Source organism: Leptolyngbya sp. FACHB-60, assembly GCF_014695775.1.
Lineage (GTDB): Bacteria > Cyanobacteriota > Cyanobacteriia > Phormidesmidales > Phormidesmidaceae > Nodosilinea.
In genome coordinates this window covers 43932-60394 of the sequence record NZ_JACJOX010000077.1, presented here as the reverse complement: position 1 = coordinate 60394, position 16463 = coordinate 43932, and the positions used below count along the sequence as shown (strand labels likewise).

Annotated in this window: 9 protein-coding genes; 4 read left to right on the top strand and 5 right to left on the bottom strand. The window is 53.3% G+C overall.

The features are described 5' to 3' along the window. Window positions 1-27 precede the first annotated feature (27 nt). Together H6F57_RS26365 and H6F57_RS26360 are read right to left on the bottom strand one after the other, a co-directional pair. Window positions 28-5316, bottom strand: a complete 5289-nt coding sequence (locus H6F57_RS26365; RefSeq protein WP_190632225.1) for a PAS domain S-box protein — start codon at window positions 5314-5316, stop codon at window positions 28-30. Window positions 5317-5598: 282 nt separating this feature from the next. Beyond that, window positions 5599-8418 carry a PAS domain S-box protein gene (locus H6F57_RS26360; protein ID WP_190632223.1) on the bottom strand — a complete coding sequence of 940 codons (2820 nt, stop codon included), beginning with the start codon at window positions 8416-8418 and terminating at the stop codon, window positions 5599-5601. 598 nt (window positions 8419-9016) lie between these two features. Between H6F57_RS26360 and H6F57_RS26355 the strand changes: the two genes are divergently transcribed. The 3 genes from H6F57_RS26355 (at window position 9017) to radC (ending at window position 10767) form a co-directional block, all read left to right on the top strand. Next, window positions 9017-9316, top strand: a complete 300-nt coding sequence (locus H6F57_RS26355; protein WP_190795052.1) for a TfoX/Sxy family DNA transformation protein — start codon at window positions 9017-9019, stop codon at window positions 9314-9316. A gap of 249 nt (window positions 9317-9565) precedes the next feature. Beyond that, on the top strand, window positions 9566-9892 hold the full coding sequence (locus tag H6F57_RS26350; protein WP_190795051.1) for a hypothetical protein: 327 nt from the start codon (window positions 9566-9568) through the stop codon (window positions 9890-9892). Beyond that, window positions 9889-10767, top strand: coding sequence for a DNA repair protein RadC (radC, locus tag H6F57_RS26345; protein WP_242043006.1), 879 nt, complete (start codon window positions 9889-9891; stop codon window positions 10765-10767). Before H6F57_RS26350 ends, radC begins: the two co-directional genes overlap by 4 nt. Window positions 10768-10832: 65 nt before the next feature. On the opposite strand, the gene H6F57_RS26340 is transcribed toward radC, so the two are convergent. Together H6F57_RS26340 and H6F57_RS26335 are read right to left on the bottom strand one after the other, a co-directional pair. Beyond that, window positions 10833-11306 carry a hypothetical protein gene (locus H6F57_RS26340; RefSeq protein WP_190632217.1) on the bottom strand — a complete coding sequence of 158 codons (474 nt, stop codon included), beginning with the start codon at window positions 11304-11306 and terminating at the stop codon, window positions 10833-10835. After that, window positions 11296-12063: a ParA family protein gene (locus H6F57_RS26335; protein WP_199294928.1), complete on the bottom strand. Its 768-nt coding sequence runs from the start codon at window positions 12061-12063 to the stop codon at window positions 11296-11298. Before H6F57_RS26335 ends, H6F57_RS26340 begins: the two co-directional genes overlap by 11 nt. A 191-nt stretch (window positions 12064-12254) precedes the next feature. Here H6F57_RS26335 and H6F57_RS26330 point away from each other — a divergent pair, with 191 nt between their 5' ends. Then, the gene (locus H6F57_RS26330; protein WP_190632214.1) at window positions 12255-13112 is read left to right on the top strand and encodes a replication initiator protein A; all 858 of its coding nucleotides are present in this window, start codon (window positions 12255-12257) and stop codon (window positions 13110-13112) included. A gap of 1118 nt (window positions 13113-14230) precedes the next feature. Here H6F57_RS26330 and H6F57_RS26325 read toward each other — a convergent pair. After that, a complete protein-coding gene (locus H6F57_RS26325) occupies window positions 14231-14848 on the bottom strand; it encodes a hypothetical protein (protein ID WP_190632212.1) in 618 nt (205 codons plus the stop codon). Window positions 14849-16463 lie beyond the last annotated feature (1615 nt).

Here is a 16463-nt window from a genome sequence, read left to right as displayed (position 1 = left end):
TCTAGCTCTAGGTCCCTAAAACACGCCCTAGCATTCTTGCGATTGAGGCTTCACTAACGTAGCGATCGTGCTCACCAGTAGGTCTGGCTCAATGGGTTTGGCCAAATGCAGCTGAAAGCCAGCGGCCAGAGCATGCTGCTGATTGACCTCGCCTGCGTAGGCCGTCAGGGCGATCGCAGGAATATTGCCACCCTGGTCGTGACGCCGTTGGCGAATCTGCTGAATCAGTTCATAGCCATTCATCTCTGGCATGCCGATATCGCACAGCAACAGGTCGGGCATAGACTGATTCAGCCGATTGAGGGCCTGCAGGGCTGAGCCGGCAACCGCTACCTCAGCCCCCGCCTGGCTGAGAACAAAAGACGCTAGCTCTCGCATGTCGGCCTCGTCGTCAACCACTAAGATCTGTAGCCCGGTTAAGTCGGTTGCTTTCTTTAACGGTTCAGCGGGCGACGGCTGATCCTGCCCTTCCAGGTTGAGGGGGAGCCGCACCGTAAAGGTTGCGCCGAGGTCTTGTCCTGGGCTGTCTGCCGCCACCATCCCGCCGTGCAGTTCGGTGAGCTGACGCACGATCGCCAGGCCCAGGCCGAGGCCGCCAAACTGACGGGTGGTGGTGCCATCTTCTTGACGGAAATAGTCAAATACGTGGGGCAAAAAGGCTGGATGAATACCCTTGCCGGTGTCTCGCACCTGAATTTGAGCATAGGCGTCAACCTGCTCTAGGGTGAGGGCGACTTGCCCACCCGCCGGGGTGAACTTGACCGCATTGGAGAGCAGGTTCCAGATCACCTGCTGGAGTCGGTTGGTGTCGCCCAAAACCTGGCCCGCGATCGCATTCAGCGTGGTTTGAATGTGAATCCGTTTGGCTTCAGCCGCCAGGCGCACGGTTTCAGCTGCCGCTTCAATGGTGGTGACTAGGTTTACTGGGGTAACGTTCAAGGTCATCTTGCCCTGCAAAATGCGGGAAACATCGAGCAGGTCTTCGATCAGCTGAGCCTGGAGTTTGGCGTTGCGCTCAATGGTTTCTAAGGCTTGGTCTGTTTTGGCCGCAGACAGCTGTCTGCTGCGCAATAGTCTGGCCCAGCCCAAAATCGGGTTCAGGGGCGATCGCAACTCATGGGACAAGACGGCCAAGAACTCGTCTTTGATACGGTTGGCGGTTTCGGCTTTGGTGCGATCACGCTGAGCGGCCCGATAGAGCTGAGCATTTTCGATCGCTAGGGAAGCCCGATGCGCCAACTCTTCGGCGAGCTGCAAATCTGCGGTGGTGTAGCGGCGGCCCGACTCAGCCGAGATAAACGAGATCACGCCGACCACCTGGTCTTGAGTGCGCAGCGGCACCGTCATCACTGAGCTAAAGCCCACCTGCCGCAAAATCTCTAAATGCTCAGGGTCTTTAGCAGCGTGAACCAACAGCTCATCGGGAATTTCAGGCACCAGGTCTGGCTGTCCGGTGCGCAGGGTCAGGGCGGCACCGCGCTCTGCATCGGTATCTAAGGGATACTTGTCTCGAATCTGGTAAGCCCATTCCAGCTTGGCTGGGTCAACGTGTGCCACGGCAATTTGGTCGACCGCGCCGTCCTCTTCCACAATGTGAACCGTACACCAGTCGGCCAGTTTCGGTACGGTGAGCTGGGCCACCTGCTCTAAGGTGGTTTGGTAGTCTAGAGACGAGGCCAGCACGGCGCTCGATTCAGCCAGAAACTGCTGGGCGCGCTCTAACTTGACGCGCTCGGTGACATCGACAACATAGGCTAAAAGTCTTTCTATCTGGTGATTTAAGTCAAACGTTGGCAGATAGTGAACGTTGTAGTAGCCAGGGCGGCGATCGTCACGCCCAGGTATATTGACGGGTAGGCTGGGCGAGATAAACGGCTCACCTGTGGCATAAATCTGGCCAATAACGTCAACGATGGCGGGATCAGAGGCACCAAATAGCTCCGCAACGGACTTACCCAAGTGATGGTCACGGGATGACCCATTGATTTCAGCCAGGGCTTCGTTGATGGCGATAAAGCGCTGCTCACTGTCCAATAGCGCCAGCCCAACCGGGGAGACGTCAACGAGGGTGGCCAGCTGCTGTTGGGCGGCTTCGGCCTGGGCTCGAGCCACGCGTTCTCGCTCGAGCAGCTGTTCGCGCTCCTGCTCGGCTTGCTTGCGATCGGTGACATCCAGCACTAGAGACAAGACTGAGGTCATCTGTCCTGATTCATCTTTGAGACTGGAGTTGTACCACTCACAGTGGACAACGGCGCGATCTTTGGTGTAGTTGCGGTTGTAGGAAAGAATATGGGGTTCTTCGCCATAGACCAATCGGCGGCAGACGTCAGCAACGGGTTCTAAATCCTCCTCATAGACAAACGGGATCTCGGTTAACGTTTTGCCCAGCATTTCTTCCGCTTGCCAACCCAAGATGCGCTCTGCGCCTGCCGACCACCGAGTCACGCGAAAGTCGCGATTCCACTCGACGACGGCCATAGGCGTATTTTCAACGTGAAAGTTGAGCTTTTGCAGTGCTTGGTGCAGGGCCTCTTCGGCCTGCTTGCGATCGGTAATGTCGATGACAGCGCCGATGGATTGCTTGGGGTGGCCCTGAACATCGTAGGAAAACTGCCCCCTGGCCTCGACCCAGCGAATGGTCCCATCGGGCCAGCGCAGGCGATATTCGTGATAGTACTCGGTGCGCTCCTGAATCGCCTGCTGGAGCTTTGCCGCAGCGGTTGGCAGGTCATCGGGATGGGTGCGGCTGGCCCACATCTCGTAGCTCGGTTCGCATTCGTCGGGTTGATAACCCAGGATAGTGAAATGCCCCGCCGACCAACGCATTGTATTGGCCTGCATGTCCCATTCCCAGGTGCCCATGCGGCCAATGTTGAGGGCGAGCTGTAGCCGTGCTTCGCTCTCACGCAGTTCGGCTTCGGCCCGCGATCGCTCTACGGCCAGCCAGGTTTTTTCAGCAATGCGCTCTATCATGGCCACGTTGTCGGCCGTCCAGCGGCGTGGCGTGACGTGATGCAACACCAGTATGGCAACAAACCGCCCGCGCTTTACCAGGGGCACACAGAGCAGCGACCGGGTCTCAATGGCGGCAAAGGCCGCCGCACTGGTCCTGGTGCGAGGGTCGCGATCGACATCATCGACCACAATGGTTTTGCCCTGCTTGAGCTCGGCGATGATGTCAGCCCCAAACGAATCCATCTGGTGGATTCCCACCACGCTGGTGACGCCATTGCAGTAGTCGCGCTCAACGATTACGTGCTCTTGGGCGGCATCAATTTCACCGTAGGCGCAGCGCGTGACGTTGAAGTGCTGACCGGTGGCGTTAACGACCTGCCAGACAATTTCCTCTGAGTCTTGCAGGGTGCGAGCGGCATCGTTTAGCTCAATCAAAAATTGCTGCTGCTGTTCTTTGCGCTGGAGTTCTGCCAGTAGGGCCTCGCGATTGGCTTCGATGTGCTTGCGCTCGGTGATGTTGATTGAAACCCCGGCCACGCGTACCGCTTGCCCAGCTTCGTTGAGGTAAACCTGCCCCTGAGCCTTAAGCCAGCGCACTTCACCGTCGGCAGCGACCACTCGATACTCTTGGGCAAAGGACTGATCGCCCACAATGGCCTGCTCGGTCGCCTGCATCAGCAGGAGTCGATCGTCTGGGTGAATCGGAGCCCGAAACTCGTCTGCGGTGCCCACCTCCATGCCCCAAATTTCTTGGGCATTGGGAGAACAGACGACCTGATCTGTTTCTACATCCCAATCCCAAGCGACCATTTGGGCTGATGAGAGGGCAAGCTGTAGGCGCTCTTCGGTCTGGCGTAGGTTCGCCTCAATTTGTTTGAGGCGGGTCACATCTTGAAACATGCCAATGCCGATCGCCCCATGCCCATACATGGCGGGCATGGTTTCTCCCCAGCAGAGGGTGGCCCGAACGCCGTCGGGGGTATGCCAGTTCATCTCATAGTTTTGTAAGCGCTCCCCCCGGGCAACTAGTACAGCTGGCATTTGCTCGGGGGCAATGCGATCGCCCTGGGCATTGGTGCAGTAATAGGCGTCGGTATATTCCTCTAAGGATTTATTTTTGGGTAAATCTCCCCCGGCTAACTCATTCGCAATTCGGTTGGCAAAAATGACTTTTGCGGTGTCTGGTTCAACAAAAACCGTTGGCGTTGGCATTAGATCGAGAACGGCTTCTAACCATTTTTGCTGGTTTTCAAGATCTTCAGCCTGCTGCCTGAGTAGCCTTTCGGTTTGCTGACGTTCGGTAATGTCTTGAAACACGACGGCAGCCGCTAAAATTTGCCCTTGCCGATCCAAAATTGGGGCTGAACTGACGCTAATTACAGTCCGCTGACCGTCTTCTTGGCGGAGCTCTATCTCCTCGTTGATGATGACTTCACCGGCTCTCAGCGATCGCGGCAGGGGATAGTCATGGGGCGCATACTTCTGCCCATCGGGGCGAAACGCTTCATAGGGAGTGATGGGTACATAGGCTTCTAGTTCGTAGGACTGCTCATAGCTACAGCCCAGCGTTCGTTTCGCCTGCTCATTGGCCAGCACTAATTTGTTAGACCCGGCCTCGGCAATCAGCACGCCCGCCGGCATCTGGCGTAGCACTGCTTCAAACTGGGCATGTTCTGTTTCTAACTCGCGGAGCAATCGCTCTCGTTCTACCTCGGCCTGTTTGCGTTCGGTCACATCTCGAAAATAAACTGTGAGACCCTCCGATGAAGGGTAGGCTTTTGCCTCCAGGCAGGGATGAAGAGGCTCGCCGAACTCTTCCCAGGCTACCGGAATTTGCTCAGCGATCGCCCGATGCATGGCCTGGTAGGCCACCCCGCCCACCAACTCAGGAAAAACGTCGTTCCAAACCTGTTTGCCAATCAGCTCTTCAGGGGTTTTGTGCAAAATTTGGGCGGCGGCCTGGTTGACGTAGGTGTAGTGCCAATCGCGGTCAAAGGCCACAAACGCATCGGTGATGCTTTCTAAAATAGTGACGACTTTAAGCTCTGTTGCCCGATCAACTTGACCTGGGGTATGGGCTAACCGCGCCGCTAACGCCTGGCTCTGCTGTGGCTCAAGCAGTTGGTTTTGCAGCCTCACAACTTGAGGACTTTCTCCATTGGAGCTGCCGTTGGAGTTGATGCTATCCTTCACCTCCAAACTGCGGGCAAACCGTTCAATCACTTCGGAGCGAGACGTACCTCGCTGTTGCGCCGCTTGATCGAGCGATCGCCAAGCTGTGTGGGTTAGGGATAAGCTGACTCGATGCTTGGTCTCTTGATCCCAATTGTTCACAAACTTTCCGCTCGCGTCGCGTTTCATTGAGGGTGGAGCCGTATACATAAACGGTAAATCCATTCAACTCGACTCTGACGGAAATATAAATCATCCCCAAGATAGACGTTTTAATTTAAGCAAGACTTGTTTAGTGCGTGCTTTAGGCCACATCTAAGCCATCCGGCTTGCCCCTGCGCGACCCTCGACCAATTGGGGCAACCTAGGTTCAGCATATTTGCGATACATCCTGAGAATTTCCCACCAGCTGCACTGGCTGGTGGGATTTATTTTGGTCGGTGCTGACCCACTGGCTAAGATTGCGAGCCCTTACAAGCGCTCACTTAAGTTGACCACAACTGCAATAAATTCAGCGGGCTCTACTGGCTTGGGGACATGGGATTGAAAGCCAGCCGCCAATGCTTTGATGCGATCTTCCGTACGTGCATAAGCGGTAAGGGCAATGGCTGGCATTCTGCCTCCCTGCTCTGGCGTTAGGGCACGCACTTGCCGCATCAGCGTATATCCATCTACCTCGGGCATGCCAATGTCACTCACCAAGATGTCAGGTCTTTGCTCTAACGAGCTTTGGGTGATGGTAGCCAACGCTTCCTGCGCCGATGCCACAATGGTGACCACGGCCCCACTTCGCCTCAACAGTGTAGCTAGAAGCTCTCGGGCATCAGCTTCGTCATCGACAATCAAAACCTTGATCCCAGCCAGGCTGGGTGTGTCTATGAAAGGAGCCGTATCGCAGACCGTCGGATGCACACGTTCACTAGTAGCTGGTTCGGGTCGAAAGATCGTAATGGGTAAATTAACTATGAAAGTTGTTCCCTTACCTTCCCCCGCACTCGCCACATGAACCTGTCCGCCATGAAGTTCAACCAAATGCCGTACAATCGCTAAGCCTAACCCCAACCCACCATGAGTTCTAGTGGTGGTACTGTCCGCTTGCTGTAAGCGGTCAAACACATAGGGCAGAAACTCGGGGCTGATACCCTGTCCGGTGTCGCTGACTGTGATCTCAACGTGTGAATTAATGCGCTCTAAGCGAAGCTGAATGCGACCGCATTTCGGGGTGAACTTCACGGCATTCGACAACAAATTCCAAAATACTTGCTGAAGCCGGTCTGGGTCGCCAGAAATGGGTCCCGCAGCCGGGTCTAGAAGACTTTGCAGGCGAATGCCCTTGGCTTCTGCGGCCGGCCGGATCGAATCGATCGCCGCCTCCAGCACCGAAACCAGCGCAACAGGACGCACATCTAGGCGAAGTTTGCCAGTAATGATCCGAGAGACATCTAACAAGTCATTAATCAGTTGGTTTTGCGCTCTAGCATTACGCTCGATCGTCTCGATCGCGCGCTGTTGAGTGGCGTCATCCAGCTGTTTCTCACGTAGCATGGTTGCCCAACCCAACATCGCATTTAGGGGTGTCCGCAATTCATGGGAAACGGTCGCAAGAAACTCATCTTTCAGTCGATTGGCCTGGGCTAAAGCCTCCGCTTGTTGGCGCAGTAAGACCTCAACTTGCTTACTTTCTGTAAGATCCAAAACAAAACAAACCCAAGCCAGTTCGTCGCTTTCGAGCTGTGCGGCACCGAGTAGAATAGGCACATGGCTGCCGTCCTTGCGGATGTATACTTTTTCAAACGGGGCACAACTGCCAGTGCTCGCCAGTTCCTGTAATACTTGCTCGTCTTGTTGACGGTATTCTAATGGGGTCATCTCACCCCAATGCATCAAGCCATTTTTCAGGTCTTCACGGGTGTAACCCACTATTTTGAGGAAGGCATCATTCGCCTCCAGAATGGTGCCGTTAGGTGCGGCCAAAAGGACGCCAATAATATTGGCTTCTACTAAGCGACTGAAGCGGGCTTCACTTTTCTTCAGCGCAATCTGTTGTGTTCTTAAATCTTCTGCTAGCGCTTCGGCTTGCCGCCGGGCCACAACTTGAGTGGTGACCTCAAAGCTAAAGGTAACGATCCCTTCTACCGCACCGTTAACGTCGAAAAGCGGCTGATAGACAAAGTTAAAAAACCCTTCCTCGAGCGTGCCATTGCCTTGTCGGTCAAACTGAGCAGCAATTTCGTTGCCCACAAACGGTTGGCCGGTTTCAAACACTTGATCCAGCAGTTCAAAAAAACCTTGTCCTTCCAATTCAGGGAAGGCTTCTCGCGCCGTGAGTCCAATTAATTCACGATGCCCTACCAATTGAGAGTAAAGCGGATTGGCAAACTCGAAGACATGCTCAGGACCGCGATCGATACAGATAAGCGCTGGGGCTTGCACCAAGAGCGAATGCAGCCGATTTCGCTGCATTTCCGCTTCGGCTCGGGCCGCTTGCTCTCGCAGCAGCGATTGTTTACGTTCGGCTTCTGCTTGCTTGCGGTCGGTAATATCGCGAGAAATGACCACTACAGCGTGTGTTGATGAGGCTGTACTCAGCGGCGTAAGAATATATTCGTAGGACCGTACCCCATTCCCTGTGACAAAATCAGTTTCACTTTTGAGCGACCGCCCGGTAGATATCACCTGCTTTCGCTGGGCATCCACTGGCTCCATGAGCGCAGCGGGTAAACCAATGTCTCGCCAGGTTTTGCCCAGCAAGGCATCGGGTGAAAGACCAAGTACCTGAGCAGCACCATCGCTGACATAGCCATAGCGCCCCTCTTGATCAAAAACGTAGATATGGTCGACGGACGCGGAGAAAATTGCTCTTAACGTCTTCGCCTGTTCCTGCGACTGCGTGGCAAGTCGCAGGTATTCCCCTTCACTGCTCCGTAGCTTTGACAACGTGCGCTCAAGCCGGTGCTTAGCCGCCCGCAGTTTGCCAGCGAGGACACTAACGAGCACACCCTCCAGTAAAAATAAACCCAGCCGCGAGCCGCTGGACCAGTTGAAAGAGAGGGAATAAAGGGGCGGGATAAAGTAGTAGGTGCTAATCAACCCAGATAAAGCCGTGGCAACCAGGCCCGGACCGAGGCCGCCAGACCAAGCGCTGACCGTAACAGCGCCAAAGAATAACAGAAAAGGACTCTGAGTCATGGCCAGCATAGGGTTTAGCAGCAACATCAGCAGGGTTGCTAGTAAAACGCTGAGACCAGCGATGCCATAGCGCGATAGTTGAGAGCGGGTCAGATTTGGCATCCTCTTGGTTGAAATCACGTTGCGGAGCAATGTAGCGGGAGTAGGTCGGACGGCTAATACCTAGAGAATCACAACTAGATAATACCGATCGCTGAGGGCTCAATAGGTAATGTTTATGCCTGCAAGCGCGTCAGCTCCACCGACTAAGCCACCTGGCCGATTGCATCCTGCCCCGGCTACCGCGCCCCAGCGACCGGGGCACCCTAACCACAGCAGCGAGTTCCTGAGAACGTCCTGTAGATGCACCCTAACCTCCACCGGCACCACTAGCCCGTGGGGGTTTTTGTTTGGGCATCATAGTCTGGCCAGATCGCGCAACTCCTAGGGCCTAACAGTATCAGCATGACAGCGCAGCCTGAGCCACATGTACCACCCCAGCGATCGTCTCCCTCGACTTGAGCACTATAGACCGACAGCGGCGACTGCCATATCAAGGTAGATGCACTTTAAGCGCGAACCTCCAGCAAGCCAGCGGTGCCGGTGGGTTTTTTGTTTTGGAACGCTCCTGTGTTGTCGAGCGGTGTTCGGTAGAGGATGCCCTTTGGTTTTTCTGTGATGGATGAGAAGCAAGTGCGGGCTATGGATTTTGCCTATTGTGATGAGCGTTGCCCTAGAATGCCCATTAACCAAAATTGCAAGAGCGCGCGCGTTTATGAAAAATATTGGACCGGTTTCTCGCGAGTGGCTCGCTGAGATTGAGGTATACACGGCGGAAGACCTCAATCGTGTTGGCGGTGCAGCTTCGGCCTGGATGCAAGTAAGAGATCGTCATCCAGGCAAAGTGACAACGAACCTTTTGTGGGCGCTTCTTGGAGCAGAGGCGGGTATGGACTGGCGAGAGCTACCACCTGATGTGAAAGAGAAAGCGCTCGCTGAGGTCAATGGCCTCTTAGTGTAGGCAAAGCTACAGGCTAGAGCTAAAAGAATCTGCCTAAAGCACCGAGCCACGCGCTGTCGGTGGCGCCAGGAGACGTAGATATTCATGCCGAACACAGAATTTCCTGGCGCTAGCTAGGGCTCCATGCTAGCTATTTCAAGGCAGTTCATAGAGCAGTGAACGAGTAGTTAGTTGAGGCGATATAACCCCTACTAGCTGAAGGGCTTAGCTCTACTGCGAGTGAATGGGCTCGTCTTTTGATAAATCACTGTGGTGCACCAGTCTTCCATTTCTCCCGCTCCCGACGACGATGATGCCGAGCAGCTCTGTCTCTTTGATGCGGAGGGACCGGCAACTATTGATGAAGGGGATGGTGTTGATAATGCCCGGGTGGAAGCGTTTGTGACCAAGGTGCTCAGCGAGGTGCCGAAAGAAGACCAGCGATATTTCCTGTTACGGTTTCGGTTTAAGGCCTTGCTCCAGGAGCTTGAGCGATTTTCACAGCGGGAGCGAGAGCAGTTTACTGTTTGGCTTGTTGAGGCTGTGCTTAAGACGCCGCCAGAAGAGCAAAACGAAACGCGGGGCATGAATAAATGACTGGGCAAACTCCAGACTTCGTTGCGTTCGATCCCCCTTCTCCCCTTCCCTTAGAGTTTGAGCATTTCTCACGCTGGAGTACTCCTAATACGACGAGCGACGAAGCTCACCACTACGCGGCAGCAGATTTGTCGAGGCCAGAGTACACGCTCCGCGTGAAAGACATGGCCTTAGGAGAACGCCCTCGCGAGCGGCTCATTCACCTTGGTCCCAAAGCACTTTCCACCGCAGAGCTTCTATCTATCCTCATTGGCCCCGGTCAGGGTTTTCCAGGCCCTTCAAGCATTGAGATAGCCCACGCGATTATCGGTGCCTTCCATGAAGGTGGTGGTGATGCTGCTGCTGATAGTGGTATTGACCGGCTTCAGAGGATTACCTTTGAGGAGCTGCTCCACATCCCTGGTGTAGGGCCAGCGAAGGCAGCTGGTATCGTAGCCGCAATTGAACTTGGGAAACGGGTGTTTTACCGAGCACCTTTTCCTAAAACTGTGGTGGACGATCCGGCAATTGCAGTAGCAGCGCTTACCCCGTATCTCATGTGGGAGCCCAGAGAGCATTTTGCTGTGGTGTGCCTCAACGTTAGGCATCAGATCCTAGCAACGAAAGTGCTCACGATAGGAACTGATACAGAGACCCTTGCGCAGCCGAGGGATATTTTTCAGGCTGCGCTTAAGGTTGGGGCAGCACGGATAATCGTTGCGCATAATCACCCTTCCGAGAGCCTTGAACCGAGCCCAGAAGACATGGCTCTTACAAGACAGATCCTTGAAGGGGCTAAGATTATTGGGGTGTCGGCGCTCGATCACCTTATTTTGGGTGGGGGCACGTACCGGAGCTTGAGGGAGACAACGAGATTGTGGCTTGAGGAAGCGTAAGAGGGATTGGGAAAAGCCACATTCCATAATCTATTTTCTAGAAAATAGATTATGGAAAATAAATTCTATTTTCCTCTGCAATTTTCCTTAAGTTCACTGAGCTTAGCTCGCAGTTCGTCTAGGTCGCCAATGTCCGTCCAATCGACTGGCATCGAGCGAAGTAGCTCGATACCAGCTTGGATGATGACCTGTTTTTTAAGTTTCTTGCCGTGTTTGCGTCGGCCTTCTTTGACTACCTCATCGAGCCAGTCATTGACATCGCGTGTTACTTGAAGACCAATGGACTCCTTATCACTTCCTTCGACCCCCACCAAAAACTCTGGCGTTGTTTCCTGCGAGGCAGGGGGCTGTAGTGGTTTTTGGAGCTCACTTGGTTTAGCAATGGAGACGACCTTCTCCACTGGCTGCTCTGATTCCGGTTCTGGTTCGGGCTCAACCTGGACAGGTACCCTTTCCTCTGGATCAGTCGTTGGTGAGAACAGGCTAAGAGGGCTATCTCCTAACCCGGACCTTTTCTTGGCTGATTGTTTATCTGACACGCTTCATAACCTCCTCTGTTAGCTGCTGGTAGGCCATGGCTCCAGAGGAACCTGGAGCGTGGTCAAAGATGGAGGCCTGAAAGCTAGGAGCCTCTCGAATCTTGACCGTTTCAGGGATCACCGTTTCGAATAGGCGATCACCGAAATGTTTTTCGAGGGAGTCGAGCACGTCTTTGGCAATATTGAGGCGGCTATCATAGCGAGTCGCTAACACTCCCAAAATCTCAATTGGATGTTCGAGGCGGTTTTGGATCAAGCCCAGAATTCTCTCAATGACAGGGATCCCTAAGAGGCCTAGGTAGCTCATATCGACTGGAACGAGCACCTGTTTAGCGGCCATAAGAGCGTTAACCGACAGAATGCCTACGTTTGGAGGGCAATCGGTCAGAATTACGTCATATTCATTGATGATTGAGGAAACAGCCCTTCTTAGGAGCACCTCGCGGCCATGAAGACCAGAGATGGGAATCTCCGCTTCAGCCAGGAGAATATTTGAGGGGACTACGTCAACCCCTGCTTCGGTCTTAACGATTGTGTCTTTGATAGAGGCTTTCTCTTGCAGCACCTCGTCAATACGGTGCTGTAGATCGGCAATGTTAACGCCGAGCGCGACACCAGCGTGACCTTGCGGATCAATATCAACTAGTAGTACGCGCAGGTCGTGGAACCGGTGGAGGCCAACGGCGAGGTTATACGAAGTAGAAGTTTTCCCTACCCCACCTTTGGCGTTAAAAACGGCAATGGTATGTGCTGGCACGGCCCTGCTCCTTAAAGAAGTGCGGTAGATAGAAGGCCAAACATAGGAATTATAAACTATAAAATAAACTCTACAACACAGAATATATTTTCTAGAAAATAGAAGTTGCATAGACAGGGCATGGGCCGTACCTCATAGTGAGTGGCTGCAACAGGTGTCTCCACCTAAAGGTTCGCCAACGGGATCGCACTATGGCTCATAGAAGTCTCCTTCCTGATCGGCACCGCCAGCTTGATTTTTTTGTGTGCGACATCATCGATACTGCGCCAAAAGACGATCTGGGCAGTATGGAGCATCCGCTTTTTACGCTGGCGAAAAACCCTGATACGCGCATTCGGCTGTACGAGCACAACGGAAATACGGTTAAGATTGTGCCGAGCGTGCTTGGGCTTGCGACAATCTTTGACAAAGACATTCTGATCTATTGTGTGAGCCAGCTTACGGAGGCTATCAACCGTAAGCGTGACGTGAGTAGAACGGTACGCCTCACGGCCTATGATTTTTTGGTCGCTACTAACCGCGATACTGGGGGACGAAGCTACCAACTCCTGGAACAGGCCTTCCAGCGGCTTACGGGGACGAAGATTTTCACCAATATTGTGGTGGGTGGCCGCCGGTTCCGTGAGGGGTTTGGGTTAATCGAAAGTTATCGGATTATTGAGAAGAGTCCCAATCATGCCCGTATGGTGGCAGTTGAGGTGACTCTTTCAGAGTGGCTTTTTCAAGCAGTGTGCTCGCAAGAGGTGCTTACCCTGCACCGCGATTACTTCCGCCTGGGGAAAGGCTTAGAGCGGCGGTTGTATGAGCTTGCCCGCAAGCACTGCGGCAGCCAGCCACAGTGGAAGGTAGGACTCGCTCTTCTACACAAGAAATCCGGTTCTAGCTCCTCTCTCAAAGAGTTTCGGCGCATGGCGAGGAATATCTGTGAGGCCGACCATCTACCCGGCTATCTTCTTAGCTTTGATGAGCCATCAGATTCGGTACTGTTTCAATGTAGAAGTGAGCGAGCGCAGGCAAGAGCTGCTATCAGACAGTTCCTCGATCTATAAGCTCAAAGGCGGTAAGGAGGGCAGCAAGACATAGCTTCTATTTTCTAGAAAATATATTGCAGAAACTTAAGACCTGGTCAAAAGCCTCTGTTGCTGTGGCTTCTAGCTTACTGTGAGGTGCGGAAACCTTCGCACAACAATGAATCTACAAACTATTTTCTAGAAAATAGTTTGTAGATTCTAGGTGTAAGGTTGCTTTAGGCTTTATGTAGATGCGTTGCTTCCTTCGTTTTGGTGCAAGGAGCTGGCCCATCGGCAGGAGCCTTCGGGCTGTGGATATGTTGTTGGTATCATGTGAACAACCTGTGAATTGTATCGGTATTTCACCCACCAACAAGCGCTTAAACTTCGGTACTTCACCCACCAGGGGCGGAGGTGACTTCGGTACTTCACCCACCAGAGGTGATTTTTATCGAAGTGATTACAGGTAGTTAGAGATGATTTTGGATCCCTTAACTTCGCGCGCGCGTTTCTTTAACTTATAAAACCTTTTAACTTCTTAGCTGGCTCCTCCTTGAGGCAAGGAATACTCTCTGGCCACGAAGGTGTGTCTGAATAGCAGAAAGGCAGGCTTTTAAGGTACTTAGTCTGTAGGGCTCTGCCAGGTGTGCAAAATAATATATTTTCTAGAAAATAGCTTTTGAGAGAGACACGCATGGGAGTGACAGGGGCAAAAGCAACGCTTTGGATTTCAGAAGAGCCCAACCGTACTCGATTGGGCCCAACTGTACCCAATTGGATCAGTTCTGGTTTCCCAAGGGCGGGAGTTCCTCGGATTGGTAGAGCTAACAAAATTCTGAGGCTCTAGGCGGCCTTGTAGTCGCCGATTTCTCTTGGGCCTAGGGGTAGGATAGGGGCAAAGGCTAGAAGTGATTCTAGTGGCATTTACGGGTTCAGCACCCACTGGACCTTTTTGGACGTAAATAGGGGTTTTAATTGGTAGGGAGGAAACGGTCATCTATAATTAACTATTTTATAGAAAATAGTTTCTATGAATTAAAAAGAGTCTGAAGGCCTTAGATTGATAGCTGCTGGTATCAAGCCTCACAACAGAAATTAAATATTTTCTAGAAAATAGGAAGTATTGAAAATTATATTTTACTAAAGTAGTCGGTGCATCACCCGCAGCGAGACTTCCTCAAGTACGGTCTATTCCCCGCAGGAGGTGGCGGGAAGACTTGACTTGCTTCTATCGCTAGCAGGGGAAGGCCTGCTGCCTTCCGTTTCAGATTAATGGCGCGAAGAAGTTCTAGTTTCTGGCGCACAACACCGGGGAACCGATAGAAGGGGAGGGACGCGAGTGCCTTTTCAAGAGGCTCTTTGCCAATAAGCGACATGTTCTGGAGCTTCGTTCTAGCTTCCTGCCAGACTCTGCGCTCGACTTCTACAACGACTGTGCCCCGGGCGAGACCAACTGAATACCCGCCGAAGTGAAGCGGAGATTCCCTGATATCCCGCATTGTTATGCGGCCAAGTGCGTCCTGATGCCCCTCGGTTGCGAGGAGCACGAACGCGTGGCCAAAGCGTAGGTACTGGACAGAGGCGATGCCCTTTTTTCGGCAGCGCATCCGGGTCATGCGGCATGAGGTGACCCCGTAGATAGCTTTCATCTTGGCATCGATCGTCAGCATGTCTTTCCCCTGGGGAATGGTCCTAACGGCGTATCGGAACCAGCCGTGACGGACGTAGTCGATAGCGATGCGGCGGAGAAAATCGCCGAGGGTACGTGCTTCCATACAGTAGAGAGAGATAGCCCTGTAAAATTAGGCATCACCAAAAGAGGGTTGGTTGATAGGCTCAACCAACCAAAAGCCGTTATAGAACCCGTGGATGCCCACCCTTCAACGAACGAACTAACGAACTAACGATAGCCACACGCAGACCAGACAGGGCCTGCGGGCACGCGTCCGTCCATACGTACGTGCGTATGTCGGGTGGGCAGAGACTCGAACCTTTGCGTCGAGCCGTCCGGATCCACTTTCCTATAAGCAGTAACAAACCGCGTCTTTTCAATCAGTTAGAAAAACTAAAAGACAAGGTTTGTTTCCGTTTTGCTTTGAAAAACAACAGTTGTTTGAACTGTCTTGGTTGCTAGCTAGTGAGCTGTCTTTTCGAGTTTCCGTTTCGCCATATGCCTTCCTTTGCAATAAGCAGACAGTAGTCGTCATTGTTAATGGCCGTGCTGGTTTACCAGGCACCCGTGTTTCAGAGTGCCTGGTAAGCCCAGAAGCGGCGAGATGAACTACCGATCGTGTGAGACCCCTCAGCGCTTTCGTAGTCTGTTAAAAAGATGCGGCTACCACCCCGCATCCAGAATGTCGTTGGGAGCAGCCTACTCCCCCGCTGACACGCCCCACTCGATATCGAGTGGGGCCACCTACTTGCGCCACGCTCCCAGACTTTGAGGTTTGACCGTTAGTCGGGCATGACTAACCTTTGCGGGAACCACCCGCCAGCCTCGAAGTCCTTCCCCAGTTCGTGTCAATCGTTCCACGTGAGATCCTGTCGCTAGCGGATTACTATCCGCAGTGGTAATCGTGCTGGTGGCTTACCCACTCACCTTGCAGTTTTCGGGGGCAGAAAGCGGAAAGCTCCCCCTTACAAGCACGCACCGTTTTTGCAGTTCGGCATCAGCTTCTCACGCAGTTACCAGGAAGGGCATGGTTCATTTGTGTGAACTTGGTGCCCCTTTCACCGTTGAGCTTTTTAGCGGCTCTGATTTCCAGAGTCCCCGAAGTTACCATTCTCCTCCGGTGGGCCACATTACTGTGCCCAGCCTCCCGGCCCTGGGATACGTTACGCGCCATTACAGCTCGTCCCGTACCACGGATTAGTCGGGGTGTAACCCGACGCACATCGGCGGCCCGATGTGGATTTCACCGCTTCGACTGCTATTCCCTACGACTCTTATCCCCCTTTAGAGGAGTGGAGCCTTCAGGTTGCCACGACCTTACGCACAAGCGACGACTACGACGTCGCTCTGACGCAAGGCATTCCCTGGTCGCCAACCTTCAAAGAAAACAACCGAAGGGATGGCCCCTTCCGCCAAAAAATCACCGAGTCGAATGGAAGGGTTACTCCTTACTCCGGAAGACGCTGCTTCACTCTAGTAAGGGATTAGTCTCCCAAGCCCTCGTTACGCACAGGCAAGCCCCTCTCGAGGCACCTGGCGCGAAGGTGCAGTGGGTTGTGGGTGGTTAATCCCACGCCCTTAGCCTTGGCTTGGTAATATTGCCAAGGTTTACCGGGCTCCACCGTCACACGATCTGGCAGCTGCCTCGTTGCTCTGTTTAAGCGAACTGGTAGACACAGCCCCTGGGTATGGAGGCTACCCGATAGGGTGAGGAATTT

What these genes read in the sequence shown, in the direction of transcription:
- H6F57_RS26365 (WP_190632225.1), bottom strand. Translation starts at nt 5,316, where the DNA reads ATGAAACGCGACGCGAGCGGAAAGTTTGTGAACAATTGGGATCAAGAG.
- H6F57_RS26360 (WP_190632223.1), bottom strand. Translation starts at nt 8,418, where the DNA reads ATGCCAAATCTGACCCGCTCTCAACTATCGCGCTATGGCATCGCTGGT.
- H6F57_RS26355 (WP_190795052.1), top strand. Translation starts at nt 9,017, where the DNA reads ATGAGCGTTGCCCTAGAATGCCCATTAACCAAAATTGCAAGAGCGCGC.
- radC (WP_242043006.1), top strand. Translation starts at nt 9,889, where the DNA reads ATGACTGGGCAAACTCCAGACTTCGTTGCGTTCGATCCCCCTTCTCCC.
- H6F57_RS26330 (WP_190632214.1), top strand. Translation starts at nt 12,255, where the DNA reads ATGGCTCATAGAAGTCTCCTTCCTGATCGGCACCGCCAGCTTGATTTT.
- H6F57_RS26325 (WP_190632212.1), bottom strand. Translation starts at nt 14,848, where the DNA reads ATGGAAGCACGTACCCTCGGCGATTTTCTCCGCCGCATCGCTATCGAC.